The following is a 22,482-nucleotide window of genomic DNA, read 5'->3' on the forward strand; positions in this document are numbered from 1 at the left end:
GGCAGTCCTGACCGCGAAAAGCGAGTTTAGGCCTCGTCGTAGGGCGGTTCGAGGCTTGGCGACCGCTCGTCGTCCTCGCGGCGGCGGACCGACGAGGTCGTGCGCGACCGCTGTGGACGGGGACGAGGCGTCTCCTCGGACCGGGGCTTCGCGGCCCACGACCCGTGGCAGTCCCGACAGTAGTTGCCTTTGTACGCCCGTGTGAACAGATACTGCTCACCGCAGCGGATACAAACCGGGGACTGGGTCATCGTTCGACACCTCGGACGAGGGTTTCGAGGGCATTCATGTGCTATCACATCACATATGGTCCCGAGAGGGATAAGTATGCAAGGCCTACGGCTGGCGCACCCGCTCTTCGCGGACTCTTTACTCGTGGACGGCGAACGGTTTGCATGGACGATTCGCTTCGCGCAGGCGTCGCCATCTACAACGCGGGCGCGTACCGAGCGGCCCACGGCGCGTGGGAGGCGAAGTGGCTGTCGCTCGACCGCGGGGGCGACGACGAGCGGTTCCTCCACGGGCTCATCCAGTTCACCGCGGCGGTCCACCACGCCCGCGACGGCAACGACTCGGGCGCGGTCGGCCTCGCTCAGAGTGCGCGGGAGTACCTCGACGGCCTCGCAGACGACTACCGCGGCGTCGACCTCGCCGAGGTGCGGGCGTTTCTCGCGCGCCTCGAAGCCGACCCCGAAGTCGCCGCCGACCCGCTGGCGCTCCGACTCGACGGGCGGGTCGTCACGTACGACGACCTCGATTTCGACGCGGTCGCCGTCGCGGCCGAGACGCTCGCGGAGGAACTGGACGGCTACGAGGAGGATGTCGTCGCCGACGCGGTCGGGTACGCCCGCGAGGAGGTCGCCGACGGGGCGCAGACGCAGTTCACCGCGATGGTGTTCGACTTCGTGCGAAACGAAGCCCAGCGCGGGCTGGTGTTTCAGCGGTTGAGCGAGCACGTCAGCCGGCGGCGACGGCGCGAAGACGACGTGAGCGACCTGTTCGAGTGAGAAACGATGGTGGGCGTTTCGAACTCCTCAACAGGCGACGATTCGACTCTGTGCGGTCGATACAGGACGGAGACGAGGTTGCGATAGGGTTTCTCGGCGCGAGGGTGCGGGAATAAACAACGAGACGCTAGCAGCGGACTCACCCAATGAGTGGTTCAGAAATATGCCTCTTTGATTACGAGCAGTAGCCAGACTACCGGGGCGAGGGCAAGGAGCAGGCCGACGATGCCAATCAGATAGTTCCCCTCGACGAGTCCCCGAGCCCATCCCCTCCCGAGGTGAAACGTGAACAGGGCGAGGACGAGTAACACCACGGTGCGGAGCGAAACGCCCGAGCCCTCCGCACTAGAACCAGACGCGGACATATCGTACTCGTTCTTGTCGGATTTCTATAAGTATTCTCCCGTCACGTTCGCACGCCTCCTGACCGGGCGTTTCACACGAGACTCATCTGAAGAATCGGTGTTCAACGGGGCCGAAAATCGAGGTTCCGACGACGCAATCAGGCTTCGTCCAGCGGTTCGCCCTCGAAGGTGAACTCGGCGGAGTTGTCCTGCGGGTCGTAGCCGAGCACCGCGCGGGCGCGGTCGATGGAGTAGTACTTCCGGTCGTTGTCGGAGATGCCGTAGACGATTTCGTAGTCGTAGTCGGCCTCGATACAGCACTCGAAGAGGTGCGCGCAGTCGCGGTACGACAGCCACATGGCCTGCCCGCGCTCGTACTCCTTCGGCGGGTGGTGCTGGGTGAGGTTGCCGATGCGCACGTTCACGACCGAGATGTCGTGGTGGTCGTGGTAGTACCGGCCGAGCGTCTCGCCGGCGGCCTTGCTCACGCCGTAGAGGTTACTCGGGCGCGGCAGTTCCGTCCCGTCGAGTCGGAACTCGTGGTGCGGGCGGTACATGTCGGGCGTCCGGTCGGTGGTCTCGTACGCCCCGACGGCGTGGTTCGAGGAGGCGAACGCGAACTTCTCGACGCCCGCGTCGACCGCGGCGTCGAACATCTGTTGGGTGCCGTCGATGTTGTTCCGCAGGACGCTGTCCCACGGCGCTTCGGGGCGCGGGTCGCCCGCGAGGTGGATGACGGCCTCGACGCCTTCCATGGCGTTTCGCACGGCGGTCTCGTCGGTGACGTCGGCGACGTACACCTCCGTGGGGTCGACCGAGTCGGGTATCTTCTCGTCGGAGAGTGGCTCGCGGTCCAGCAGCCGCCAGTCGTAGGCGTCGCCGATGTGCCCTAGTATCGCCTGGCCGACGCGCCCGCCAGCCCCCGTCAGCAAAACCGGCTGGTCCATTCGGTTCTACGTCCGGTAAGGGAGGCTAAGTAAGGACCGGTTCGCGCTCGCGCGACCCCTCAGACCGGCGAACTTTAACCCGGAGCGACGGAGTTTCCGGTATGGTCACAGACCCGCAGACGGCCTGCTTCGAGGCGGGCATCAAGTTCGGGACGCTCTACCACCAGTTCGCCGGCACGCCGGTCTCGCCCGACAGCGCCCGGAGCCTCGAACGGGCCATGGCCGAGGCCATCGAGAACCAACCGTACTGCGAGTCGGTCTCCGTGCATATCCTCGACGACGCGCTGGAATCCGAACTCTCCGAGTCGGCCGCCGACTACACGGAACTCACGGGCCGGTTCATGGAAGTCGAGATGGAAATCGACTACGAGGGCGTCCGCGTCCGGACGCGCATGGAGATGGAAGACGGCTACCCGCTGATGAAGCTCGTCTCGGTCGAATGACTCGGCCGCGAAGCGCCGCCCGCGGACTCGTCGTCCGCGACGACGAACTCCTCACGATTCAGTACCGAACCGACGGCGAGGACTGGTATGTCGCGCCCGGCGGCGGCCAACAGCGCGGCGAGTCGCTCGCGGAGACGGTCCGCCGGGAAGTGTACGAGGAGACCGGCTACGAGGTCACCGTCGGGTCGCTCGCGTACGTCAGGGATTTCGTGCCCTCGACGCACTACGAAGACAGAGGCGACGACGACCATCAAGTGGACCACTTCTTCTGGTGCGAGCGGGTGAGCGACGAGCCGGACGACCCGACAGAGCGCGATTCGGTCCAGGTCGGCGTGCGGTGGCTCCCCCTCGACGAACTCGGGGAAGTCCGGTTCTTCCCCGGTCCGCTCGGCGACCGACTCAGCGATGGCGACCCCGACGAGCTGGGCGACGCACGCGACGGGGTCTACCTCGGCGACGTGGACTGAGAATCCGCCCGCGACGACCGCGGAGTCGTTCGATTTCACTTTCACTTTCGGGGTCGTTTTTAAACCCCCACGCGCCGAACGTGTGAGCATGAGTCAAAGCACGCTCGGCGACGACGACCTGTTCGGAGAGGCGGCGGCGGAGATGCGCGCCGACGTCGAGGAACACCTCGGCGAGGCCCGGTCGGCGCTGCCCGACCCGGACGACGTGTGGGACGCGGAGGCCGACAACGTCCTCGGCGTCCTCAACGGGCTCCGCTCCTCGCTCAACGTCGAGGGCGCGGCCGAGCACGTCCGACAGGCCAAGAAGTGGTACGTCATCGGCCAGCGCGCCGAGGCGTTCGACGACCCGGAGGACCTCGAAACAGCCATCGAAGAGCTCGAAGAACTCATCGAGATGGTCGAGGAGGCCCACGAACTCGTCGGCGACCTCACCAACACGATGCCGCAGCTCCGCGGCGCGCTCACCGACGCCGCGGAGGCGGCGGAAGCGGCCGACGCGGACGACGACGAAGGCGAAGACGAAGAAGAGGAGTAATCCGTAGACCGGCTCGCCGGTCCGGTCCTGTCCGGTCCGCGACCCGTCAGTCCAGTTGCCGGCGTTCGACCGCGTCGAGGAGCGACGCGAGCGAGTCGGCCGCGAGCGATTCCAGTTCCGCGCCGCGTTCGGCGTCACCCTCGGCGGGGTCGCCGACGACGCCGTTGCCGGTGAACTCGTCGGAGTCGTGCGCGAGGTTGACGCCCGAGACCCACTCACCCCAGCGGTCGGACCCCCCATCGCGGGCCTCGTCGATTCGGTCCTCGCGGACCAGTTCGGGGTGGGTGTGGCGGAGGAGCGCGGTTTCTAACGGGCCGCCGTGGCCCATGTCCGAGGAGTGGTCACCGACGGCGTCGAACCACGTGAACGTGACCGCGTAGACGTCGCCCGTCCGCGAGACGCGCCGACAGAGCTCCGCGAGCGCGTCGATGTTGCCGCCGTGGCCGTTGACGACGACGACGCGGTCGAAGCCGTGGTGGGCGAGCGATTCGATAGTCTCGCGGACGTACGCGCGGAAGGTGTCCGGCGAGACCCAGAGCGTGCCGTCGAAGGCGCGGTGTTCCTCGGCGACGCCGACCGGGATGGTCGGGCCGACGACGACCTCGCCATCGAACGCCTCGGCACCCGCCTCGGCGACCGATTCAGCGTTGAGCGCGTCGGTGCCGAGCGGCGCGTGCGGGCCGTGCTGTTCCGTGCTTCCAACCGGGAGGAGCGCGAGGTCGGCGTCGAGGTCAGCGACCTCGGTCCAGGTGGCTTCGGAGAGTCGCATGCGAAAAGAAGTGTCGTCCCCCTCCTTAGTGGTACGCGAAGCCTCAGTCGTCGCCGGCGTCGACCTCGGCCTGCCGACGGGCGGCGCGCTCGACGAACTCGTCGGGGAGCTGGTCGATTTCGCCGGCCTGAACCCCCCAGAGATGGGCGTAGAGGCCGTCGTCCGACAGGAGGTCGTCGTGGGTGCCGCGCTCGACGATGCGGCCGTCTTCGAGAACGAGAATCTGTTCTGCGTCCTTGATGGTCGACAGGCGGTGGGCGATGCTGAACGTCGTCCGGTCGGCCGTGAGTTCGTCCAAGGAGCGCTGGATGAGCATCTCGGTCTCGGTGTCCACGTCCGAGGTCGCCTCGTCGAGGACGAGGATGTCCGGGTCTTTCAGGATGGCGCGGGCGATGGAGACGCGCTGGCGCTGGCCGCCCGAGAGCTTCACGCCGCGCTCGCCGACCTTGGTGTCGTAGCCCTCGGGGAGGTTCGAGATGAACTCGTGGGCCTCGGCGGCCTTGGCGGCCGCGACGACCGCCTCGTCGTCGGCGTCGAACGTCCCGTAGGTGATGTTGTCGCGGACGGTCCCGTAGAACAGGAACGTCTCCTGGCTGACGTAGGCGATGGACTCGCGGAGGCTGGAGATGGTCACGTCGCGCACGTCTTGGCCGTCGATGCTGACGCTCCCTTCGTCGGGGTCGTACATACGCATCAGGAGCTTGAGAATCGTCGATTTCCCCGCGCCCGTGGGACCGACGAGCGCGAGCGTCTCGCCGCCGTCGACCTCGAAGGAGATGTCCTCGACGATGGTCTCGCCGTCGCCGTAGCCGAAGGTCACGTCGTCGTACTCGACGCGGCCCTCGGAGACGGCGAGGTCGGGCGCGTCGGGCTGTTCGGCCAGTCGCGCGGGCTCGTCCATCAGGCCGAAGATGCGGGCGCTGGAGGCGTGGGCGCGCTGGTACATGTTGATAATCTGCCCGAACTGGGCCAGCGGCCAGACGAACTGCTGGGTGAGCAGGATGAACGTGACGAACTCACCGACCGCGAGGTCTCCGGTGAAGGGGCCGGGGCCCTGCCCGTTGATGACCCACAGGCCGCCGACGACGAAGGTCAGGGTGAAGCCGATGCCCGCGAGGATTCGGAGCGCGGGGAAGAACTTGATACGGGTGTTGATGGCGTCCCAGTTGGCGTCGAAGTAGTCCATCGAGACGCCGTCGACGCGGTCGGACTCGTGAGGCTCGGCGTTGAACGTCTTGATGACTTGGATGCCGCCGAGGTTGTTCTCCAGCCGAGAGTTGAGTTTGCCGACCGACGAGCGCACGTCGGCGTACTTCGGCTGGATGATATCGACGAACTTCCACGTGAACAGCGCGATGAGCGGGACCGGCAACAGGGCGACGAGCGCGAGCTGCCAGTTGTACGACAGGAGGACGACCGCGATGGCGACGACCATCACGGAAAGGCGGAAAAACGAGTTCATCCCGTCGTTGAGGAACCGTTCGAGGCGGTTCACGTCGTTCGAGAGGATGGACATCATCTCGCCGGTCTGCTTGTCGGCGAAGAAGTCCATGTTGAGCAGTTGCATCCGGTCGTAGGTGTCGGTCCGAACGTCGTGTTGAATCTGCTGGGCGTAGGCGTTCCAGCCCCAGTTGCGGAGCCAGTGGAACAGCGCGCCGGCGGTGAAACTGAACACGATGATGCCGACGGCGAAGAAGAACTGACCGTCTCTGGCCGCGGGGACGTACGGCGCTATCCACGCCTCGGGGAGGAGAGGAAAGCCGGCCGCGAAGGACTTGTCCTGCCGGATGATGGCGTCGATGGCGAGGCCGAGGATGACCGGCGGCATGAGGTCGAGCACGCGGGCGGCGATGCTCGCGAGGACGCCCACGAGGAACTCGAACGTGTTCTCGCGGCCGTACTCGGCGAACAGCCGCCGCATCGGGTTGTCGACCCGCGCTCGCTGGTCCTCGAACGGGTCGTCGTCGGTTTCAGGGGACACGACAACGGTTCAAGGGGCGCTCGCAGTAAAGTACTCGGGTGAAGGAGCGGGCCGCCGGTAGATTAACACCGGGCGTTTCGGACCGTGTTCCGGGTCGAGCCGCCGGATTCGACGACCGGCTGTTGGCTGACACCGCAGAGGTCGTTCTGGATGAGTCGATTGCGGTGAGAGTCCTCCAGCGTGACGCCGTGGGCCGAGAGGCCGGTCGTCACGACGTTCCTGCGAAGCGCGTTGTGGTCGCTCCCCGCGAGTTCGAAGCCGGCGATGAGAATGTCCACCTCGTTCTCGACGAAGCGGTTTCGGTGGCTGTCGCGGAGTTGGAAGCCGGGACCACCGCCGTCGGCGAGGTTTCGTCGGAACACGTTTCGATTGCTTCCGACGAGTCGCACCTGAAAGTCCTCGGTCAGGAACTCGCAGTCGACGAACTCGTTTCGGTGCGAGTCCGCGAGCCTGAGCACGACGGGGCTGATGAGCGTACACGACTCGAACCGAGTCCGCGTGGTGCGTCTGAGAACGACGCCTTGCTCCCAGGTGAAAAAGCTCGTATTCCTCACCTCACAGCGCGCCGCGTCCGCGAGGACGAACTGCGAAATCGGGTCGGACTGGTCGCCCGGATGGCCGACGACGCGCGAGTCGGCAATCGTCACCCGGTTCGAACCGATGACTCGACCGCCCTTCGTCAGCACGATGTCGGTTATCGAGACGCGACTGCCCGAAATCGTCGTCTCGCCGACGACCGCGTATCCCCGGCCGTCGATGCGAACGTCGTCGGCGAGAATCTCCAGACAGTCGAGGTTGCCGTCGAGGACGTAGTTCCCCGGTTCGGTGACGCTCGCGCATCCCGAAAGCACCACCTCGTCGGTTCTCAGTTGCAACACGCCCGGCGCGAGCGCCGGAAGCGCGGCGAGGCCCAGTCCGCGAAGCGTCCTTCTCCTCGTGAGTCGAGTCGACATGACACCCGCTCAACTACAACACGTCGGCACAAATACAGATATTGTGAGATACATACCAACTACGTATCAGTATTCGTGACGTACAGCAACTCCGACTGGCGGGGCTGTGCTGTGCCAGTCCGGGTGGGGCCGGGCTGGGCTGGGCTGGGACGGGTGCGTCCGGGGCGCTCAGACGACTCGGTCTTCGACGTCGGGGTCGATGCCGGCCTCGACGAGGTCCTGTCGGACGCGCTCGCGAAGCGGGTCGGGAACCGTGTCGCGGCCGACGGGGACCGCGACTTCGCCGTCGCCTTTCACCTTCCAGTAGAGGACGCAGTCCGACGGCTCGTAGTACTCGATACTGTAGGCGTCGTCCGCCCCGCGGTAGTGGACCCGCGCGGCGAACTCCTCGGCGCGCCAGCCTTCGAGTTCGGAGAGCGCGGCGACGTGTGCTGTCATAGTGGGGTCAACGGCCGCCGGCCCTTCGGGCGTTTCGCTTCTACTCGGCTTCGACCCGGTCTCCCGCGTCGATGCCGGTCTCGTTCGTGTAGCCGTAGGGGAGTTCGAGGACGTACTTCCCGGTTCCGCGGTAGCGGGTGAGGTCGGACTCGCTCGTCCCCTCGGGGTCGAGTTCGGCGTGGTGGATTCGCGTGATGGTGCCGTTTTCGGCGACGAAGACGATGTCCAGCGGGAAGTCCATGTCGCGCATCACGTAGGCGTAGGTGCCCGAGGAGTCGTGGACGAACCACATCCCCTCGTTTTCGGCGAGCGATTCGGTGTCGCTCAGGCCGGTAAAGCGCTTGGCGCGGGTGTCGGCGACGCGGGCGTTGACTGTCGCCAGCGTCTCGCCGGTCTCGTCGTCGACGACGGTGAGCGTGGTCCGTTCGTAGTCGTCGGTCGAGCCGGGGACGACTGCGGGGTTGGAGAGGTACGCGACGCTCGCGACCGCGACGACGACGGCGACGACGAGCAGCGCGGTTCGCGCGCGAGAGGTCATTGCCAGACGTGACGGTCGCCGCGGGTCTAAGGGTTCCGGGGACCGGTCGAAACGAAAACCGTTATGAGCGCGAACCGGTTCGATTGAGTTGCAGGGCTCGTGGTCTAGTTGGTTATGACGCGGCCTTTACAAGGCTGAGGTCGGTGGTTCGAATCCGCCCGAGCCCACTTCTGCCGACACAACACGACGAGCGGAGCGAGGAGTCTATGTCGGCTGAATGGGCGACGTGGATTCGAACCCGACGAGACGAGCGTAGCGAGTCTCGGTCCGGTTCGAATCCGCCCGAAGCACCGACTGCTATGTGAGCGACCGAGTTCGAATCCGCCCGACTCACACACTCTGTTGCATCACGAACAGCGACATCGGGACGCTAGCGGCGACGAGGCCGAACGCGCCGCCGACGAGCGGTTCGACACCCAGCGACGGGGCGAGGAGGTAGCCGCCGACGAACCCGAGCGGGTCGAACACTAACGCGAGGATGACGAGCTGTGCCGCGAAGGACTTCGACGTGAACCAGCGGGGGAGTACTGACACGGTCGTCGAAAAATGTCTTCCACCTGCTATTTAGTTCCGTGTGGTCGCGTTCGGGGCCACGAGGACGCGAACCCTTTTAGCCGACGACGGACCCATCACCGAGTAGTGAACCCGGTCGCGCGACTCCGCGAAAGCCCCCGACGGGCGGCCGTCGCCCTCGGATACGCGCTCGTCGTCCTCGCGGCATCGGTCGTTCCGACGCCGCCGGGGAGCCTCGCACCGATGGGTCCGCTCGGACTCGTCGGCCTCGACAAGTGGGTTCACGCGGTCGGGTACGCCGGCCTCGGGTTCGCCTTCGCGTCCGCGGTGCGCGCGGAGGGGCGCAGAGAGGTCGTGGCGGCCGTCGTCACCGCCGGCGCGTTCGGCGCAGGCATCGAAGTCGTGCAGGCGGTGCTCCCGTACCGGTCGTTCGGCGTCGCCGACGCGGGGGCGAACCTCGCTGGCGCGGTCCTCGGCGGGGTCGTCTGGGTCGCGGCCGTCCGGGTCGCGGACGCTCGGGGGTAGGGTTATCTCACCCCCTCTCCAAGGGGGCACGAACGGTGAAGGCAATGGGCACGAGACGACTCATCCGGGCACTCGGTCTCGCGGGAATCGGCGTCGTCGGGACGTACCTCCTCGCGGTTCGACCGTGGCACAGACGCTGGGGGACGACAGACGACGAGGCGACGGGCTGGCTCCCCGGCGACGACTTCGTCGGCGACGCGGACGTCTCCTCGACGCGGGCGATTACGATTACGGCCCCCGCGCGGGCGGTCTGGCCGTGGCTCGTCCAGTTGGGGCAGGACCGCGGCGGCTTCTACAGCTACGAGCGACTGGAGAACCTGTTCGGCCTGCAGATTCACAACGCGGACCGAATCCTCCCGCAACACCAGCGGCTCGACGTGGGCGACGAGATACGACTCGGCCCGCCGGGGTCGGGCGCGCCGTCGTTCCGCGTCGCGCTGGTCGAACCCGAGCGAAGCCTCGTGTTGAGCGCGCCGGGATGGGAGACCGGAGAGAGTCCGGCGACGTGGACCTTCGCGCTGCACGAGGTGGCACCCGGTGCGACGCGGCTGGTCATCAGATTCCGCGGGCGGTCGGAGACGCTCCGCGAGCGCGCGGTGAATCGGTTGGTCGTCGAGCCGGTCCAGTTCGCCATGGAGCGGAAGATGCTCAAAGGGATTCGTTCGCGGGCGGAGCGGGCGCGGGCGAGCGCGACGGGCGGCCGGCACCGCTGACCCAGCGCCGACGGGCGATTCGAAAGTCTTTTTGATGCGGTCCGGCTTCGGAAGAGTGCGAGCCGCCTTAGCTCAGACTGGGAGAGCACTCGACTGAAGATCGAGCTGTCCCCGGTTCAAATCCGGGAGGCGGCATTTTCCTGCGAACTACCGAGGGAGCGTAGCGACCGAGTCGTGAGCAGTGAAAATGCAACCCGACCGGATTCTGAACCAGCGAGCAACGCGCAGCGTTGCGAGTGAGGTTCAAATCCGGGACAGGACTCAAGAGTCACCTTCGGTCGGCGGCACCCGAATTCTCAACGACGCAATACGAACGACGCGGAATCCGGGGGGCTCGACCCCGGAGAGCCGGCTATACCGCACTACGGGATGCCGAGGCGTGCTTCAGAAGACTTATCCGCGTGAGGTCGTTGGATTCAAAGGCAATGGCGAAAGGTAAGGTTGACTTCTTCAACGACACTGGCGGCTACGGTTTCATCTCTACTGACGACGCGGACGACGACGTGTTCTTCCACATGGAAGATGTTGGCGGTCCGGACCTCGAAGAGGGTCAGGAAATCGAATTCGACATCGAGCAGGCCCCCAAGGGCCCCCGCGCGACGAACGTCACCCGCCTCTAAGCAGGCTTCCGTTCACCGCAGTACATTCACAGACTGACGAACTTTCTTCCGTTTTTCACGCCCGCGAGCGGCGGCGCTCGGCGGTGACGATGGGCCAGACCGAGCGACACCTGCGCATGCGGAAGGGTTATCCGTTCGTAGGGTCGTTGTACAATCGCAATGGCGAAAGGTAAGGTCGACTTCTTCAACGACACTGGCGGCTACGGTTTCATCTCTACTGACGACGCGGACGACGACGTGTTCTTCCACATGGAAGATGTTGGCGGTCCGGACCTCGAAGAGGGTCAGGAAGTGGAGTTCGACATCGAACAGGCCCCCAAGGGCCCGCGCGCGACGAACGTCACGCGCCTGTAATTCGGTTTCCGAATTCAGTAACAGACGAATCGATTTCTGAGCGTTTTTTTACGCACCCCGAGCCGCGAGGCCGTGCTGTGCGAGTCCCCACCACGAGTAGACGCAGTCTCGACCGTGCGCGACGGACCCGCTGAACCCAGAAGGCTCTTATCCTCCCGTAGTTGTGCATCAAACGAACAACAATGTCCGACGACGGGGAGCTCGAACCTCCCGCAGGAATGGACGACACCCATATCGGCGCGGGCGTCTTCGACGAGACGATGGGCCCAGGTTCGTCGTTTGCTCACCTTTACCGTGGGGAAATACACCGGATGAAGTCGTGGCGGGAGCGACTCGACCGGACCAGCAACTGGGCGATTACGCTGATGGCCGGGATTCTGACGTGGTCGTTTTCCGCACAAACGCATCCACACTACATCATCCTTCTCGGGGTGGTGACGCTGAGCATCTTCCTCTGTATCGAGGCCCGGCGCTTCCGTGCGTACGACATCTGGCGCTCTCGGGTCCGGATGATTCAACAGAACGTCTGGGCGTACGCGCTCGACCCGGACGGCGGCGTCCTCGACGAGGACTGGCGGAAGAAACTCGGCGAGGACTACCGCACGCCGAACATGAAAATCCCCTTCGAGGAGGCGTTGGCCCACCGGCTCCGCCGGGTGTACCTGCCGCTGTTCCTCGTGATGCTCGTCGCGTGGGTCATTCAGCTCACGGCCTACACGGACGGGACGACGCTCGTCGGGAGCGCCGGCATCGGCGGCGTCCCCGGCAACATCATCGTCGCGTTCGTCGCCGGGTTCTACGCGACCCTGCTCGGTATCTCGTTCCGCCCGCGCGAGTGGCACGTCAACGGCGAACTCATCCCGAGCGACGTGACGGGATGGGAGGAGTCGGACTACGGCGGCTCGTAGCGTCGCAATTCGAAATGGTTTTTTCGCTCCTGCGCGTCTGTCGAATCGCGCCGCCTTAGCTCAGACTGGGAGAGCACTCGACTGAAGATCGAGCTGTCCCCGGTTCAAATCCGGGAGGCGGCATTTTCCTGCGAACTACCGAGAGAGCGAAGCGACCGAGTCGTGAGCAGTGAAACTGCGACCCGACCGGACTCTGAACCAGCGAGCAAATCTTCGATTTGCGAGTGAGGTTCAAATCCGGGAGGAAACCGTTCTCAGACTGAGTTCAAATCCGCGACAAAAACGAAACCGTCACCCCGCCTATGCCCGCGCCTCGTCGAGCCACGCGGGTTCCTCGACGGTCGTCGAGCCGACGCCCGTGAGCGAGTACTCCCACGACCCGGTCACCTCGGTCCCGTCGTCCATCCGCCCCGAGAACGCCCACGATTCGTGGCGCGAGAGGCCGTCTTCGTCGACGAGGACGGCGTACTCGAAGCTCGTGACCTCCAGATTCCCGGGCTCGCCCTGCGCCGCGGCCGAGCCGGCGAGAATCAGCGCCTCGTTCGCGTCCGACAGCTCGTAGCGCTCGACGGACACCCCGTCGAACGTCTCGGTGCCGGCGAACGTCAGGTCGTCGTCAGCGCCGTACGCGCGGGCCTGCGAGAGCGCGATGGCGGTGGCGAGAACCTCCGTCGAACCCTCGTAGGAGGTGTACGTTGCCTCGTCGTCCCCGCCGACGCGGACGTACGTCACGCCGTCGGCGACGTACTGCTCGACGCCGCCCGCGTCGGACTGGCCGTCGGTCGCCGATGTCGTGCGACTGTACGACCGCTCGGCGTCGAGGTCGGCGCGGAACTCGCGGGTGACCGCGGTTTCGGTCCCGTCCGCGTCGACACCGGTGTACGACCAACTGACGGTGAAGCTCCCGGCGTCGCGGAGGAGGCGCTCGGGGTCGCTCAACTCGAAGTCGTCGCCGTCGGTCGACTCGCCGGTATCCGCGCTGTCACCGCCGTCGGTGGGGGCGTCGGTGTCGTCGGGGTCGGTGTCGGCGGTGTCGGCGGTCGGTGCGACGTCCGCACCGCCGGCACATCCGGCGAGGAGCACGAGGACCGCGACAATCAGGACTGGAATGCGGTTGGAATACACGACAACTGTACGACGAGTAGAATCTTAAGTAGGCACAGCAAATCGCGGTCGTATCGGCGCGCCCGGCGTCGAAACTGACGACTGAAAACCGTGAGCGGAGCGTTCAGGCGGTCACCGACGCCGACTGCGGCACGTCGCGGTGCGAGACGCGGACCTCGACGCCCGACGGGGTGACGGAGACGGTCACGTCGTCGACGGTGCGTTCGTACTCTGCGGTGTGGGTGCCCGACCGGGAGATTCGGAGGCGCTTCGAGAGGAGGCCGGCGTCCACGAGCGGGTCGAGCTTTCGGTAGGTGGTCGAAAGCGGGAGGTCGCACGCCTCGGAGAGTTCGCTCGCCGAGCAAGCGACGCCGTCGGTCGCGTCGAGGATGCGTCGGCAGTCGTCGTCTTCGAGAAGCGAGAAGAGCGCGTCGACCGCGGCGTGGTCGTCGACGACGCGGGGTTCGGACGAGGCGGACGGAGAGCGGGTTGCGAAGGGGAACGAAGCCTGACTCATACTTCTGTAGAGCCACCGGACGGGGACCAACGGACAACCACGATAGCGTGGGACGTTTATATACTCCCGACGACGCGGGGGCGGCGGAGTCGCTATCCCTCTTCGAGCACGTCGCCGAGCAGTTTCGTCAGGGCGGCGGCGAGGTGCTCCGAGAACGTCGATTGGTTGATGTCGAGTTCGGCCGCGACCTCGGTCGCGTTGGCCCCGCGCGGGCGCTCGAAGTAGCCCATTCCGTAGGCGGTCTGGAGGACTTCGAGTTGGCGGGTGGTGAGCTTCCCGCGGTCGACGAAGACGCTGTCGCCGGGGGCGTCGCCGGTGGGCGAGCGCACGAGGCGCTTGATGTCGAGGCCGGGGAAGCGGTCGCGAAGCTCGCCGATGACGGCCTGTAACTGCTCGTAGTCGGCGGCGTGGAAGACGAGCGTCAGACTGCCGCGCTGGGCGAAGTAGCGGTCGACCGGACAGCCGAACTCGCCGAGACACTCGCAGGGACAGTCGGCGCTCCCGTCGTGGGTGTAGCGGTAGAGATGCTTCGAGCCGTAGGAGAAGATGGGTTCGAGCGTGGACGCCTCCGGCGGGTCGTCGGCCTCGACGACGAACTCGGAGACGCTGACGTCGCCGGGGGTGGAGACGACGCTGGTCGAGACGGAATCGACGACGGAGTCCGTCGAATGGGCGACCGAGGCGACGGGGCAGACCGACGGCGAATCGAATTCGACCGTGGCGCGAATACCGGCGGGCATGTGTTACGTGCGGGCGACTCGGGGTTCGCCGGGGGACGCGGCGACCGCCGCGACGGGGGCCGCCCCGGAGGCGACGACCGCGGGCATTACTGGTCGGACTCCGCGGGGTCCAGTTCGACGGCCCGGCCGCCGAGCGTCTCGGGGTCGAGTTCGAACAGTTGGATGTCGAGGTCGCGCTTCGTCTCGCCCCAGATTTCGAACAGCGGGCGCTTGGCCTTGCCGTACTGGACGATGCGTTCGACGGTCAACTCGTCGGGGTCGACGCGTTCGAGCGTCCCCTCGGCGATGATGCTCCGATAGCTCCCGTCGTTGGACTCGTGGACGACGAGTCGGGCCCGCGGCGACGACGTGAGGAACTGCCGCTTTTCGCTTTCGGGCGTGGAGACGAGTCGGAGATAGAAACGACCGCTCTCGCCGTCGTAGCCGTAGGAGATGGGTATCGCGTATGGTTCGTCCGCCTTCGCGAGCGAGAGGACGCCCGTCTCGTGACGGGACAGGACCTCGCGTATCTCGTCGGGCGAGAGTTCGGTCTGTTGGTCCAGAGACATCGGTTCGTACCACCAGACTCGCGGCCGACGTAATTACTGTTACTTCTCGGCGACGCCCGAGAGAGTCCAGTCGGGCGATATCGGCGGCCTCGGTCGCGACTCGGTCGCGGGCGTGAGTCGCTCAGGCGGCCGAGAAGGCGTCGGTCGTGAGCGCGGCGCTACAGATGACACAGCCGTTTTCGAGAAGGGCGTCGCGCATGGAGTCGTTGACCAGCATGGACTCCGCACACTCCGGGCAGACGAATGTGTAGTCCGCGCTGTCGCTCATATGATTCGTAGTACGCGTGGCACACGTATATGTAGCCTACTGTTTTTCGAACGCCGGGGGCGCGACGGGACGAGCGCCTCGACCGGGCGCGGGCGCGACGAAAAAGTGAGATTCACGCGGAACATGGAGCGAACGCCTCGGCCGAGGCGGGGCTCCCGCAGATGGGACAGCCGCGTTCGAGGACCGCCGCGCGCATCCCGCCGTTGACGGCGAAGCCCTCGCCGCACTGCGGACACGTGAACTCGTAGTCGTCCGTCGTCGGCGTCGCGCTCATCAGTCCACCTCCGGCGAGGCGAGCGCCGTCTCGGTTCGCTCCGTCCGCCGCCCGACGACGCGAGTCGCGGTCATCGCGACCGACCCTCCTCGCCGTCTTCGCCGCCGTCGGTGGCGACCTGCCGGAACGCGAGCGACACGCCGGCGTCGTCGAACGAAAACGAGAGCGTGTCGAAGTTGGTCGCGAACTCCCGCGGGTGGTGCGTCGCGGTCTGGATGCGGAGTCGCTCGTCGAGAAGCGACGCCTCGGTGAGCAGGTCGAGCTTCCGGTAGACCGTCGACAGCGGCACGTCACAGAGTTCGGCGCACTCCTGTGCGGTCCGCGGGGTCGCGTCGCAGGCGGCGAGGATTCGTCGGCTGTCACCGTCGCTGAGCGCCGAGAGGACCGCCGACGGCTCCGCGGCGACCTGCTGGCTTCGGTTCGGGTCGAGCGTCGATGCACCGCGGGCGGCGACTGCGGAAGAGGAGTTCATACTTCGATAGACGACCGACAACGGGAGGTATCTCCTCCCGCGCTATCCGGGGAGGTTTAAGTACTCGACCCGTCGCCGGCTTCGAGTTGCGCCAGTCTGCGACGCACCGCGGGGTTCGAACTCGGCGCGAGAATGAAGTGACCCGCGCCCATCGTGAGGCTCCGCAGGTACCAGTAGACGACGCGCTCGACCGGGCGGAACCGCCCGTCGGTCAGCGCGACCGCGCCGCGCCACGCGTTCCGGCGGCCCTCGCGGAGCGTGAAAAACGACAGCGCCTCGTCCAGCCGCCCCAGCGACTCGTCGATGTCGGCGACGCCGTCGGCGTACCGCTCGGCGATGAGGTCCTGTTCCTCGTCGACGAGGCGGCGGAGGACCCGGTTGATGCGGCGGTGGTCGTCGTACTTCGCGGGGCGGTCGGGGTCGATGCCGACCTCGTGGAGCGCCAGCGCGAGGTCGTAGTTCACGTGCGCGTTGACGCCGAGCAGCACGTCCTGCACTACGAGCGACTCTCCGGCGAGCGCCGTCTCGAACGAGAGCTGCCACGGGTCGGGCACGTCGTCGTGGTCGCCGCGTTCGAAGGCGCGGAACGCCCGACGGTAGTGGTCCGCGAAGGTGACGAGGTAGTCGGCGACCCACTCGGGGTCGGTGAACTCGTCGCCGCCGAGGCCGCGGTCGACCTCGGCGGTCACGCGGACGTAGATGGTCAGGAAGGCGGCGCGGCGGTCGCCGCGCTCGTACAGGAGCGATTCGAGCGCCGACAGGCGGTCGTGGGCGTCGGCGACATCGCGGAACGGAGCGTCCACGAGGGCGAGAACGTCCTTGCTCGCGTCGCGGACGACGCCCGCGAGCGACGGGTTCGGCGTCCGCACCGCGGCCGCGAGCTTTCTCCCCTCCTCGAACGTCGTCCGTCGCATGAGCTGAATTCTCAGACGGTCTCGGCTTCGATAACGATACCGGCGCGCGAAGGTCGTGACGGCCTCGATGGCCGCGACGGGCCACGCGGCGACCCGGCGCTCACGCGTGCCGGCGCTGGAGACCGGACCGAGAGTCGATGCGAAGCTCCCAGCCGAGGATGTCCTGCATCGGTTCCGTCTCCGAGAACAGGGTCGGATACCACGCGTTGTCTTCCAGCACCTCGCGGACGCGGTCCCAGTCGCCGTCGTCGACCCGCCGGAGTTCGCCGTCGACGACGACGCTCTCCCACTCGTCCCGCGAGGGGGCGTTCCAGACGGCGAAGCTCGCGCGGGCGGTCCGCTCGGCGAACTCGGTCTTCTTCGAGGACTCGCCGGGGCGGAGGAAGACGAAGTAGAGCCGCCCGCGCTCGGCGTCGTACCCGAACGAGAGGGGAATCCCGTAGGCGACACCCTCGTCGGCGAGCGAGAGGACGCCGACGCCCTCCTCGCGGAGCAGGCGGTCTATCTCCTCCGACGGCATCTCGATTCGGTTGTGTTGGGCGAAGTCAGGGGCCATGGGAAATATACGCACGGAGATGACATAAGCCTGCCAGCGAATCGGAGCGACCGGCGGCCGCCGACGCTCGGTCCTCGACCGGCGGCCTCGACGCGCGACGCGGGGCTTATCCCCGGCGGCGACGAACCGCGTGACGACACCCGGATGACGGTGAACACACTCCACCGGCCGACGCACCGCGACGCCCTCGTCCACCTCGAAGCCGCCTTCGAGCGCGGCGACATGGTGACGATATTCGGGCGGTGCACGGTCGATTACGACGGCCGCGCGACGAGCGAGCTCGGTCCCGGCGACCGCCTCGTCGTCCTGAAGCCCGACGGCTCGATTCTGGTCCACACCGACGAGAAGCGGACGCCCGTCAACTGGCAACCTCCGGGATGCACCCACTCCGCGAGCGTGCGGGACGGCCGGCTTCGGGTCCGGAGCACGCGCACGAGTCCCGACGAGCGACTCGACGTGCATTTCGAGCGCGTCGAGCAGTGTTCGGCCTACGCGGTCAACGACCGGAGCGACCTCGAACTCGTCGGCAGCGAGGAGGACCTGCGCCAGCACATCCTCTCGGACCCCGACATCCTCGAACCGGGCTTCGAACCGCTCGAAACCGAGCGACAGAGCGACGCGGGCGCTATCGACATCTTCGGTGAAGACGCCGACGGCGTCCCGGTCGTCGTGGAGCTGAAGCGCCGGCGCGTCGGTCCCTCGGCGGCGAGTCAACTCCGCCGGTACGTGGACGCGCTCCACCGGGAGTTCGGCGACGACGAGCCGATTCGCGGCGTCCTCGTCGCCCCCTCGGTGACGGAGCGAGCGGCGGACATGCTCGACCGCGAGGGACTGGAGTTCGTCGCGCTCGACCCCGAGACGGGCGAACCGCCGGTCGAGGAGGACGACGGAGAAGCCGAAGCGAGCGAAGAAGCAAACGACGGCGACGGCGGCGGCGACGCCTAATCAGTCCAGGTCGGCGGCGGCGACGAAGTTCTCGACGGTTTGAGCGGCCGTCACGTCGTCGAAGTCGCGGTCGGCGTCGGCGTCGGGCCAGCCGAAGTCGTCGGCGATGCGGTCGAGGAGGGCGACCGTGAACTCGGGGTGGTACTGGACCGTCCAGACGGGCGCGTCCTCGTGGCGCGTCGCGAGGTGGTCGTAGTAGTCCGCGGAGGCGACGGTCTCCATGCGGTCGCCGGGGGCGACGACGTAGTCGCCGTGGACCATGGGGATGCGCCCGGAGACGTCTTCGAACAGTGGGTCGTCGCCGAGGTCGACGTCGGCGATACCGCGGCGCTGGTCGCCGGCTTCGACGGTGCCGCCGAGGGCGTCGTTGACGAGTTGGTGGCCGAAGCAGACGCCGAGCGTGGGTAGTTCGCGGGCGACGAGGTCGCGGGCGAGCAGACGCGCGTCGTCGAGCCACGGCCGGTCGTCGGCCTCGTAGACGCCCGCGGTGCTCCCGGTGAGGACGACGGCATCGACGTTCGAGAGCGTCGGGAGGCCGTCGTCGGGAAGCGAGTGAACGGTCCCCTCGCGGCCGTCGAGGGCGAGGTCGGCGAGCGCGTCGGTGAAGTACGCGGGGCCGTCCGCAGGCATGAGGTCGCAGACGAGCAGCATCGTCCGGAGCGTGGCGACGGCGGCGCATAAGACTGTCTCCCGGCCGGGACAGTCCGCCCCTCTGCTGTCACCGGCTCGGGGGTGATGAATCGACAGCGGCCGGGGAGTGCGGGTCGATGGGGTTCGCAGACCCGAACAGAGCGAACCAGCGTGCCAGCCCCTGACACGACCGCGGCGGGCGAATGAAGCTTCGAAGCGTTTTTAGCCCGCCTGACCCTTCGGTTTCACAAGTAACCATGTCAGACAAACCCGCCTCTATGTACCGGGAGATTACGAACCCGGCGTACACCCGACGCGAGTACATCACGGGTATCCCCGGTTCGAAGATCGCACAGCACAACATGGGCGACCTGCAGGCCGACCCCGAGGACTACCCCGTCCAGATCAGCCTGAAGGTCGAAGAGGAAGTGCAGATTCGCCACGGTTCGCTCGAGTCCGCGCGTCTGTCTGCCAACCGCCTCATGCTCAAGCACGCGGGCGAAAAGCAGTACAAGATGATTCTGCGCAAGTTCCCGCACCACGTCATCCGCGAGAACAAGCAGGCGACCGGTGCGGGTGCGGACCGTGTCTCCGACGGGATGCGCCAGTCGTTCGGGAAGGTCGTCGGGACCGCCGCTCGCATCCCCAAGGGCGAGACGGTGTTCACCATCTACTGCGACGTCGAGGACGCCGCGACCGCGAAGGACGCCTTCCGCCGCGCGTACAACAAGATGTCGCCGCCGTGCCGCATCGTCGTCGAGCGCGGCGAAGAGCTGCTCGTCGCGTAAGTTCGCGACCTCGCGCCGGCGCGTGCTCGGAACGCGCCTCGCCTCGAACCCACCATTTTTCCCCCGGGACCCCGCCTCGTAGCGTATGCTTCGGTTGGCGGTCACCACCTCCAGCGAGACGTTCGAGCGAATGCGCGGTCCGCTCGGCGACCGCGGCATCGACGTGGGGCACCTCCGCGCCAAGGAGTTCGCGCTCGACCTCTCGACGCCGCCGGCCGAGTCGTTCGACGTCGGGTTCGTCTACCCCACCCGCCCGATGGAGGGCGGTGTCGTCACCGCCAGACACGACATCCCGTGGGTGAACACGCGCGAGGACGTGCTCACCTCGCGGAACAAAGCGGGCGTCATCGCGGCGCTCGAACGCGCCGGCCTGCCGGTCCCGCGGAGCGTCTGCGTCTCGAACCCGGCGGACGAGTCCGACCTGCTCGACGCCGTCGAGTCGGCGGGCCTCGACTACCCGGTCGTCGTCAAGCCGAACTCGACCACGCGGGGCGTCGGTATCGCAAAGGCCCACGACCCGGACTCGCTTTCGGGGCACACGGACGTGCTGGGCCTCGTCCACGACTTCCGGGCGACCGGCGACAAGTCGTTCCTGATTCAGGAGTGGCTCCCGGAGGCGCGGGACTACCGGGCGATGGTGCTCGACGGCGAGGTCGTCGGCGCGGTGGAGCGCCGCCTGTCGGACGGCGCGCGCGAGGGCGGGCGCTGGAAGCACAACGTCCACCGCGGCGCGGAGGCGGTCGGCGTGGACCTCCCGAAGCGACACCGCGACCTCGCAGAGTCGGTCGCCGACGAGTTGGGCATTCGCTATCTCGGGGTTGACCTGCTCGAATCCGACGGGGGGGTCGTCGTCTCGGAGACGAACGCCCGGCCGACCATCGACGACGACGCGAAGTACGACGACGGCTTTTTCGACCGACTGGCGGCGCTCGTCGAGCGGGTCGCAAAGAAGTCTTGAGCGGGCCGCGGCGAAGTCGAGTCGTTACTCGACGTCGATTGCGGCGGAGTCCTCGGCGCGGTCGAACGTGACCTGCAGGACGCCGTTGTTGAAGGTGGCCGATGCGGAGTGCTCGTCGACGCGGGCCGGGAGGCGGATGCGTTCGTCGTACTCGCGGCGGTCACCGGCGGCGCTGATAGTCAGCGTCTCACCGTCGCACTTGAGGTCGATGGCGTCTTTGTCGACGCCCGGGAGGTCCGCGACGAGTCGGAGTGTAGAGCCCTCATCGTACACGTCGATGTGGGTCTCGGAGGCGAATCCGGCGTCGCCTCCGGTCATGTCGTTCATCATCCGTTCGATTTCGTCGAAGATGTTGTCGAACGGGTCGTCGCGGTCGTCTCTGACCATGGGGGCCGCTATGAAATCGGAGGATAAAACGTTTCTGCCTGTGACAGTCACGTGGCAGCGAATCGCCAGTATTCGACCGCGAGCGACCGTCTCCGGCCTGACAGCTCGACCCCGGGCGGGCGTGTCAATCTCCGCCCGTGTCTGAGCGGTTGTGTTTGTTTCTGTAGCGATAGTGATTGCGAATGAAAGGTAACGTTCGATTCAGTCGGATTTACCGAAACAGATATAGCCTTGCGCCCGGCATATCAATACGGATACTACTCGAACATGAGTGAAAAATCCTACCTCAGCGCGGGCGAGAACGTGGATGAATCGGACGTGGTGCGGGTGGCACTCAACGGCTTCGGCCGCATCGGCCGGAACATCTTCCGTGCCGTCCTCGACAACCCGAAGGTCGAACTGGTCGCCATCAACGACGTCATGGACTTCGACGACATGGCGTACCTCGCGAAGTACGACTCCGTCATGGGCCGACTCGACGGCGTCGTTCGAGACGGCGACTCGCTGTCCATCGGCGACACCTCGGTGGGCCTCTACAACGTCCAGTCCCCCGCGGAGCTTCCGTGGGGCGAACTCGACGTGGACGTGGCACTCGAATGTACGGGCATCTTCCGCACGAAGGAAGACGCCTCCGCACACCTCGAAGCGGGCGCGGACAAGGTCGTCATCTCCGCGCCGCCGAAGGGCGACGAGCCGGTCAAGCAGATCGTCTACGGCGTCAACCACGACGAGTACGACGGCGAGGACATCGTCTCGAACGCCTCCTGTACGACCAACTCCGTCACGCCGGTCGCGAAGGTGCTCGACGAGGAGTTCGGCATCGAGAACGGTCTCCTGACGACCGTCCACGCCTACACGGGCAGCCAGAACCTCATCGACAGCCCCCACGCGAAGCAGCGCCGCGGGCGCGCCGCCGCCGAGAACATCGTCCCGACGACGACCGGCGCGGCGCAGGCGGCCACCGAGATTCTGCCCCAGCTCGACGGCAAGCTCGACGGCATGGCGATTCGCGTCCCCGTGCCGAACGGCTCGCTCACCGAGCTCGTCGTCCGCCTCGAGGACAAGCCCTCCGTCGAGGAGATCAACGACGCCTTCCGCGCCGCGGCCGACTCCGGCCCCCTCGCGGGCGTCCTCGGTTACACCGACGACGAGGTCACCTCGCGTGACATCCTCGGCCTGCCGTTCTCCAGCACCGTCGACCTCAACACGACGAACCAGGTCAACGACGGCGGCCTCTACAAGATTCTGACGTGGTACGACAACGAGTTCGGCTTCTCCAACCGGATGCTCGACGTCGCCCACTTCGTCACTCACCAGTAGACGCCT

The 22,482-nt window shown here is 66.6% G+C and carries 33 protein-coding genes and 3 tRNA genes; 16 read left to right on the top strand and 20 right to left on the bottom strand.

The window, feature by feature from the left end; translation table 11 throughout:
- Positions 1-26: 26 nt before the first annotated feature.
- Entirely contained in the window at positions 27-251 is a 225-nt protein-coding gene (locus AUR65_RS18850; protein ID WP_084816536.1) for a DUF7564 family protein, read from the bottom strand.
- A 144-nt stretch (positions 252-395) separates the two neighbouring features.
- Between AUR65_RS18850 and AUR65_RS18855 the strand changes: the two genes are divergently transcribed.
- Positions 396-1,007: a DUF309 domain-containing protein gene (locus AUR65_RS18855; protein WP_058568636.1), complete on the top strand. Its 612-nt coding sequence runs from the start codon at positions 396-398 to the stop codon at positions 1,005-1,007.
- Positions 1,008-1,162: 155 nt separating this feature from the next.
- Here the strand turns inward: AUR65_RS18855 and AUR65_RS18860 are convergent, their stop codons facing one another.
- Positions 1,163-1,372, bottom strand: coding sequence for a hypothetical protein (locus AUR65_RS18860; protein ID WP_058568637.1), 210 nt, complete (start codon positions 1,370-1,372; stop codon positions 1,163-1,165).
- A gap of 137 nt (positions 1,373-1,509) precedes the next feature.
- Complete coding sequence (azf, locus tag AUR65_RS18865) at positions 1,510-2,298, bottom strand: NAD-dependent glucose-6-phosphate dehydrogenase (RefSeq protein ID WP_058568638.1); 789 nt, start codon at positions 2,296-2,298, stop codon at positions 1,510-1,512.
- 101 nt (positions 2,299-2,399) lie between these two features.
- Between azf and AUR65_RS18870 the strand changes: the two genes are divergently transcribed.
- The 3 genes from AUR65_RS18870 to AUR65_RS18880 all read left to right on the top strand — a co-directional run bounded on the left by AUR65_RS18870 (position 2,400) and on the right by AUR65_RS18880 (position 3,743).
- Positions 2,400-2,741, top strand: coding sequence for a dihydroneopterin aldolase family protein (locus AUR65_RS18870; RefSeq protein ID WP_058568639.1), 342 nt, complete (start codon positions 2,400-2,402; stop codon positions 2,739-2,741).
- Positions 2,738-3,208, top strand: coding sequence for an NUDIX domain-containing protein (locus tag AUR65_RS18875; RefSeq protein ID WP_058568640.1), 471 nt, complete (start codon positions 2,738-2,740; stop codon positions 3,206-3,208). The genes AUR65_RS18870 and AUR65_RS18875 overlap by 4 nt, the downstream gene beginning before the upstream one ends.
- 88 nt (positions 3,209-3,296) lie before the next feature.
- Positions 3,297-3,743, top strand: a complete 447-nt coding sequence (locus tag AUR65_RS18880; RefSeq protein ID WP_058568641.1) for a DUF5790 family protein — start codon at positions 3,297-3,299, stop codon at positions 3,741-3,743.
- Between the two features lie 46 nt (positions 3,744-3,789).
- Here the strand turns inward: AUR65_RS18880 and AUR65_RS18885 are convergent, their stop codons facing one another.
- The 5 genes from AUR65_RS18885 to AUR65_RS18905 all read right to left on the bottom strand — a co-directional run bounded on the left by AUR65_RS18885 (position 3,790) and on the right by AUR65_RS18905 (position 8,422).
- Positions 3,790-4,512: a creatininase family protein gene (locus AUR65_RS18885; RefSeq protein WP_058568642.1), complete on the bottom strand. Its 723-nt coding sequence runs from the start codon at positions 4,510-4,512 to the stop codon at positions 3,790-3,792.
- A gap of 43 nt (positions 4,513-4,555) precedes the next feature.
- Complete coding sequence (locus AUR65_RS18890; RefSeq protein WP_058568643.1) at positions 4,556-6,493, bottom strand: ABC transporter ATP-binding protein; 1,938 nt, start codon at positions 6,491-6,493, stop codon at positions 4,556-4,558.
- Positions 6,494-6,555: 62 nt separating this feature from the next.
- Positions 6,556-7,446, bottom strand: a complete 891-nt coding sequence (locus AUR65_RS18895) for a NosD domain-containing protein (protein ID WP_058568644.1) — start codon at positions 7,444-7,446, stop codon at positions 6,556-6,558.
- Between the two features lie 168 nt (positions 7,447-7,614).
- On the bottom strand, positions 7,615-7,884 hold the full coding sequence (locus AUR65_RS18900) for a DUF7538 family protein (RefSeq protein ID WP_058568645.1): 270 nt from the start codon (positions 7,882-7,884) through the stop codon (positions 7,615-7,617).
- A 40-nt stretch (positions 7,885-7,924) separates the two neighbouring features.
- The gene (locus tag AUR65_RS18905) at positions 7,925-8,422 is read right to left on the bottom strand and encodes a DUF192 domain-containing protein (protein ID WP_058568646.1); all 498 of its coding nucleotides are present in this window, start codon (positions 8,420-8,422) and stop codon (positions 7,925-7,927) included.
- A 93-nt stretch (positions 8,423-8,515) separates the two neighbouring features.
- On the opposite strand from AUR65_RS18905, the gene AUR65_RS18910 reads away from it, so the two are divergent.
- Positions 8,516-8,589 (top strand) — tRNA-Val (locus AUR65_RS18910).
- Positions 8,590-8,752: 163 nt separating this feature from the next.
- Here the strand turns inward: AUR65_RS18910 and AUR65_RS18915 are convergent.
- Positions 8,753-8,956, bottom strand: coding sequence for a hypothetical protein (locus AUR65_RS18915; RefSeq protein ID WP_058568647.1), 204 nt, complete (start codon positions 8,954-8,956; stop codon positions 8,753-8,755).
- Positions 8,957-9,061: 105 nt separating this feature from the next.
- Here AUR65_RS18915 and AUR65_RS18920 point away from each other — a divergent pair, with 105 nt between their 5' ends.
- The 7 genes from AUR65_RS18920 (at position 9,062) to AUR65_RS18950 (ending at position 12,178) form a co-directional block, all read left to right on the top strand.
- On the top strand, positions 9,062-9,460 hold the full coding sequence (locus AUR65_RS18920) for a VanZ family protein (protein WP_058568648.1): 399 nt from the start codon (positions 9,062-9,064) through the stop codon (positions 9,458-9,460).
- Positions 9,461-9,504: 44 nt separating this feature from the next.
- On the top strand, positions 9,505-10,173 hold the full coding sequence (locus AUR65_RS18925) for a hypothetical protein (protein ID WP_058568649.1): 669 nt from the start codon (positions 9,505-9,507) through the stop codon (positions 10,171-10,173).
- 61 nt (positions 10,174-10,234) lie between these two features.
- Positions 10,235-10,308: transfer RNA gene (locus AUR65_RS18930), tRNA-Phe, on the top strand.
- A 290-nt stretch (positions 10,309-10,598) separates the two neighbouring features.
- Entirely contained in the window at positions 10,599-10,793 is a 195-nt protein-coding gene (locus AUR65_RS18935) for a cold-shock protein (RefSeq protein WP_004057907.1), read from the top strand.
- Between the two features lie 159 nt (positions 10,794-10,952).
- Positions 10,953-11,147, top strand: coding sequence for a cold-shock protein (locus AUR65_RS18940; protein ID WP_004057909.1), 195 nt, complete (start codon positions 10,953-10,955; stop codon positions 11,145-11,147).
- Between the two features lie 182 nt (positions 11,148-11,329).
- Positions 11,330-12,055 (top strand): DUF2270 domain-containing protein, encoded by a 726-nt coding sequence (locus AUR65_RS18945; protein WP_058568650.1) that lies wholly within the window; start codon positions 11,330-11,332, stop codon positions 12,053-12,055.
- Positions 12,056-12,104: 49 nt separating this feature from the next.
- Positions 12,105-12,178, top strand: a tRNA-Phe gene (locus AUR65_RS18950).
- Between the two features lie 177 nt (positions 12,179-12,355).
- On the opposite strand, the gene AUR65_RS18955 is transcribed toward AUR65_RS18950, so the two are convergent.
- The 9 genes from AUR65_RS18955 to AUR65_RS18990 all read right to left on the bottom strand — a co-directional run bounded on the left by AUR65_RS18955 (position 12,356) and on the right by AUR65_RS18990 (position 17,448).
- A complete protein-coding gene (locus AUR65_RS18955) occupies positions 12,356-13,180 on the bottom strand; it encodes a DUF7537 family lipoprotein (protein ID WP_058568651.1) in 825 nt (274 codons plus the stop codon).
- Positions 13,181-13,283: 103 nt separating this feature from the next.
- The gene (locus AUR65_RS18960) at positions 13,284-13,676 is read right to left on the bottom strand and encodes a winged helix-turn-helix domain-containing protein (protein WP_058568652.1); all 393 of its coding nucleotides are present in this window, start codon (positions 13,674-13,676) and stop codon (positions 13,284-13,286) included.
- 92 nt (positions 13,677-13,768) lie between these two features.
- Positions 13,769-14,416 (bottom strand): helix-turn-helix domain-containing protein, encoded by a 648-nt coding sequence (locus AUR65_RS18965; protein WP_058568653.1) that lies wholly within the window; start codon positions 14,414-14,416, stop codon positions 13,769-13,771.
- 86 nt (positions 14,417-14,502) lie between these two features.
- On the bottom strand, positions 14,503-14,964 hold the full coding sequence (locus AUR65_RS18970) for a pyridoxamine 5'-phosphate oxidase family protein (protein WP_058568654.1): 462 nt from the start codon (positions 14,962-14,964) through the stop codon (positions 14,503-14,505).
- 121 nt (positions 14,965-15,085) lie between these two features.
- Entirely contained in the window at positions 15,086-15,232 is a 147-nt protein-coding gene (locus AUR65_RS20130) for a DUF7560 family zinc ribbon protein (RefSeq protein ID WP_199180652.1), read from the bottom strand.
- Between the two features lie 112 nt (positions 15,233-15,344).
- Positions 15,345-15,506, bottom strand: coding sequence for a DUF7560 family zinc ribbon protein (locus AUR65_RS18975; RefSeq protein ID WP_058568655.1), 162 nt, complete (start codon positions 15,504-15,506; stop codon positions 15,345-15,347).
- A 70-nt stretch (positions 15,507-15,576) separates the two neighbouring features.
- The gene (locus AUR65_RS18980; protein ID WP_058568656.1) at positions 15,577-15,978 is read right to left on the bottom strand and encodes a winged helix-turn-helix domain-containing protein; all 402 of its coding nucleotides are present in this window, start codon (positions 15,976-15,978) and stop codon (positions 15,577-15,579) included.
- A 56-nt stretch (positions 15,979-16,034) separates the two neighbouring features.
- The gene (locus AUR65_RS18985; RefSeq protein ID WP_058568657.1) at positions 16,035-16,892 is read right to left on the bottom strand and encodes a DUF5995 family protein; all 858 of its coding nucleotides are present in this window, start codon (positions 16,890-16,892) and stop codon (positions 16,035-16,037) included.
- Between the two features lie 100 nt (positions 16,893-16,992).
- The gene (locus tag AUR65_RS18990) at positions 16,993-17,448 is read right to left on the bottom strand and encodes a pyridoxamine 5'-phosphate oxidase family protein (protein WP_058568658.1); all 456 of its coding nucleotides are present in this window, start codon (positions 17,446-17,448) and stop codon (positions 16,993-16,995) included.
- Positions 17,449-17,592: 144 nt separating this feature from the next.
- Between AUR65_RS18990 and nucS the strand changes: the two genes are divergently transcribed.
- The gene (gene nucS, locus AUR65_RS18995; protein WP_058568659.1) at positions 17,593-18,393 is read left to right on the top strand and encodes an endonuclease NucS; all 801 of its coding nucleotides are present in this window, start codon (positions 17,593-17,595) and stop codon (positions 18,391-18,393) included.
- On the opposite strand, the gene AUR65_RS19000 is transcribed toward nucS, so the two are convergent.
- Positions 18,394-19,044 (bottom strand): type 1 glutamine amidotransferase, encoded by a 651-nt coding sequence (locus AUR65_RS19000; RefSeq protein WP_058568660.1) that lies wholly within the window; start codon positions 19,042-19,044, stop codon positions 18,394-18,396.
- 236 nt (positions 19,045-19,280) lie between these two features.
- Between AUR65_RS19000 and AUR65_RS19005 the strand changes: the two genes are divergently transcribed.
- Together AUR65_RS19005 and AUR65_RS19010 are read left to right on the top strand one after the other, a co-directional pair.
- A complete protein-coding gene (locus AUR65_RS19005) occupies positions 19,281-19,811 on the top strand; it encodes a 50S ribosomal protein L16 (RefSeq protein WP_008091717.1) in 531 nt (176 codons plus the stop codon).
- An 85-nt stretch (positions 19,812-19,896) separates the two neighbouring features.
- Positions 19,897-20,769 carry an ATP-grasp domain-containing protein gene (locus AUR65_RS19010; RefSeq protein ID WP_058568661.1) on the top strand — a complete coding sequence of 291 codons (873 nt, stop codon included), beginning with the start codon at positions 19,897-19,899 and terminating at the stop codon, positions 20,767-20,769.
- 24 nt (positions 20,770-20,793) lie between these two features.
- On the opposite strand, the gene AUR65_RS19015 is transcribed toward AUR65_RS19010, so the two are convergent.
- On the bottom strand, positions 20,794-21,156 hold the full coding sequence (locus tag AUR65_RS19015) for an Hsp20/alpha crystallin family protein (protein ID WP_004970480.1): 363 nt from the start codon (positions 21,154-21,156) through the stop codon (positions 20,794-20,796).
- A 267-nt stretch (positions 21,157-21,423) separates the two neighbouring features.
- Here AUR65_RS19015 and gap point away from each other — a divergent pair, with 267 nt between their 5' ends.
- Positions 21,424-22,476, top strand: coding sequence for a type I glyceraldehyde-3-phosphate dehydrogenase (gene gap, locus AUR65_RS19020; protein ID WP_058568662.1), 1,053 nt, complete (start codon positions 21,424-21,426; stop codon positions 22,474-22,476).
- The last annotated feature ends 6 nt before the right edge of the window (positions 22,477-22,482 follow it).

The sequence above is a fragment of the Haloferax marisrubri genome, from assembly GCF_001469875.2.
Taxonomy (GTDB): domain Archaea; phylum Halobacteriota; class Halobacteria; order Halobacteriales; family Haloferacaceae; genus Haloferax; species Haloferax marisrubri.

Excerpts from the sequence above, each read along its gene's own strand:
- AUR65_RS18975 (WP_058568655.1), bottom strand. The coding sequence starts at position 15,506 with ATGAGCGCGACGCCGACGACGGACGACTACGAGTTCACGTGTCCGCAG.
- AUR65_RS18935 (WP_004057907.1), top strand. The coding sequence starts at position 10,599 with ATGGCGAAAGGTAAGGTTGACTTCTTCAACGACACTGGCGGCTACGGT.
- AUR65_RS18885 (WP_058568642.1), bottom strand. The coding sequence starts at position 4,512 with ATGCGACTCTCCGAAGCCACCTGGACCGAGGTCGCTGACCTCGACGCC.
- AUR65_RS20130 (WP_199180652.1), bottom strand. The coding sequence starts at position 15,232 with ATGAGCGACAGCGCGGACTACACATTCGTCTGCCCGGAGTGTGCGGAG.
- AUR65_RS19010 (WP_058568661.1), top strand. The coding sequence starts at position 19,897 with ATGCTTCGGTTGGCGGTCACCACCTCCAGCGAGACGTTCGAGCGAATG.
- AUR65_RS18960 (WP_058568652.1), bottom strand. The coding sequence starts at position 13,676 with ATGAGTCAGGCTTCGTTCCCCTTCGCAACCCGCTCTCCGTCCGCCTCG.
- nucS (WP_058568659.1), top strand. The coding sequence starts at position 17,593 with ATGACGGTGAACACACTCCACCGGCCGACGCACCGCGACGCCCTCGTC.
- AUR65_RS18985 (WP_058568657.1), bottom strand. The coding sequence starts at position 16,892 with ATGCGACGGACGACGTTCGAGGAGGGGAGAAAGCTCGCGGCCGCGGTG.
- AUR65_RS18925 (WP_058568649.1), top strand. The coding sequence starts at position 9,505 with ATGGGCACGAGACGACTCATCCGGGCACTCGGTCTCGCGGGAATCGGC.
- AUR65_RS18855 (WP_058568636.1), top strand. The coding sequence starts at position 396 with ATGGACGATTCGCTTCGCGCAGGCGTCGCCATCTACAACGCGGGCGCG.
- AUR65_RS18875 (WP_058568640.1), top strand. The coding sequence starts at position 2,738 with ATGACTCGGCCGCGAAGCGCCGCCCGCGGACTCGTCGTCCGCGACGAC.
- AUR65_RS18965 (WP_058568653.1), bottom strand. The coding sequence starts at position 14,416 with ATGCCCGCCGGTATTCGCGCCACGGTCGAATTCGATTCGCCGTCGGTC.
- AUR65_RS18905 (WP_058568646.1), bottom strand. The coding sequence starts at position 8,422 with ATGACCTCTCGCGCGCGAACCGCGCTGCTCGTCGTCGCCGTCGTCGTC.
- gap (WP_058568662.1), top strand. The coding sequence starts at position 21,424 with ATGAGTGAAAAATCCTACCTCAGCGCGGGCGAGAACGTGGATGAATCG.
- AUR65_RS19015 (WP_004970480.1), bottom strand. The coding sequence starts at position 21,156 with ATGGTCAGAGACGACCGCGACGACCCGTTCGACAACATCTTCGACGAA.
- AUR65_RS18945 (WP_058568650.1), top strand. The coding sequence starts at position 11,330 with ATGTCCGACGACGGGGAGCTCGAACCTCCCGCAGGAATGGACGACACC.
- AUR65_RS19005 (WP_008091717.1), top strand. The coding sequence starts at position 19,281 with ATGTCAGACAAACCCGCCTCTATGTACCGGGAGATTACGAACCCGGCG.
- AUR65_RS19000 (WP_058568660.1), bottom strand. The coding sequence starts at position 19,044 with ATGCTGCTCGTCTGCGACCTCATGCCTGCGGACGGCCCCGCGTACTTC.
- AUR65_RS18970 (WP_058568654.1), bottom strand. The coding sequence starts at position 14,964 with ATGTCTCTGGACCAACAGACCGAACTCTCGCCCGACGAGATACGCGAG.
- AUR65_RS18870 (WP_058568639.1), top strand. The coding sequence starts at position 2,400 with ATGGTCACAGACCCGCAGACGGCCTGCTTCGAGGCGGGCATCAAGTTC.
- AUR65_RS18940 (WP_004057909.1), top strand. The coding sequence starts at position 10,953 with ATGGCGAAAGGTAAGGTCGACTTCTTCAACGACACTGGCGGCTACGGT.
- azf (WP_058568638.1), bottom strand. The coding sequence starts at position 2,298 with ATGGACCAGCCGGTTTTGCTGACGGGGGCTGGCGGGCGCGTCGGCCAG.
- AUR65_RS18880 (WP_058568641.1), top strand. The coding sequence starts at position 3,297 with ATGAGTCAAAGCACGCTCGGCGACGACGACCTGTTCGGAGAGGCGGCG.
- AUR65_RS18850 (WP_084816536.1), bottom strand. The coding sequence starts at position 251 with ATGACCCAGTCCCCGGTTTGTATCCGCTGCGGTGAGCAGTATCTGTTC.
- AUR65_RS18990 (WP_058568658.1), bottom strand. The coding sequence starts at position 17,448 with ATGGCCCCTGACTTCGCCCAACACAACCGAATCGAGATGCCGTCGGAG.
- AUR65_RS18860 (WP_058568637.1), bottom strand. The coding sequence starts at position 1,372 with ATGTCCGCGTCTGGTTCTAGTGCGGAGGGCTCGGGCGTTTCGCTCCGC.
- AUR65_RS18900 (WP_058568645.1), bottom strand. The coding sequence starts at position 7,884 with ATGACAGCACACGTCGCCGCGCTCTCCGAACTCGAAGGCTGGCGCGCC.
- AUR65_RS18980 (WP_058568656.1), bottom strand. The coding sequence starts at position 15,978 with ATGAACTCCTCTTCCGCAGTCGCCGCCCGCGGTGCATCGACGCTCGAC.
- AUR65_RS18895 (WP_058568644.1), bottom strand. The coding sequence starts at position 7,446 with ATGTCGACTCGACTCACGAGGAGAAGGACGCTTCGCGGACTGGGCCTC.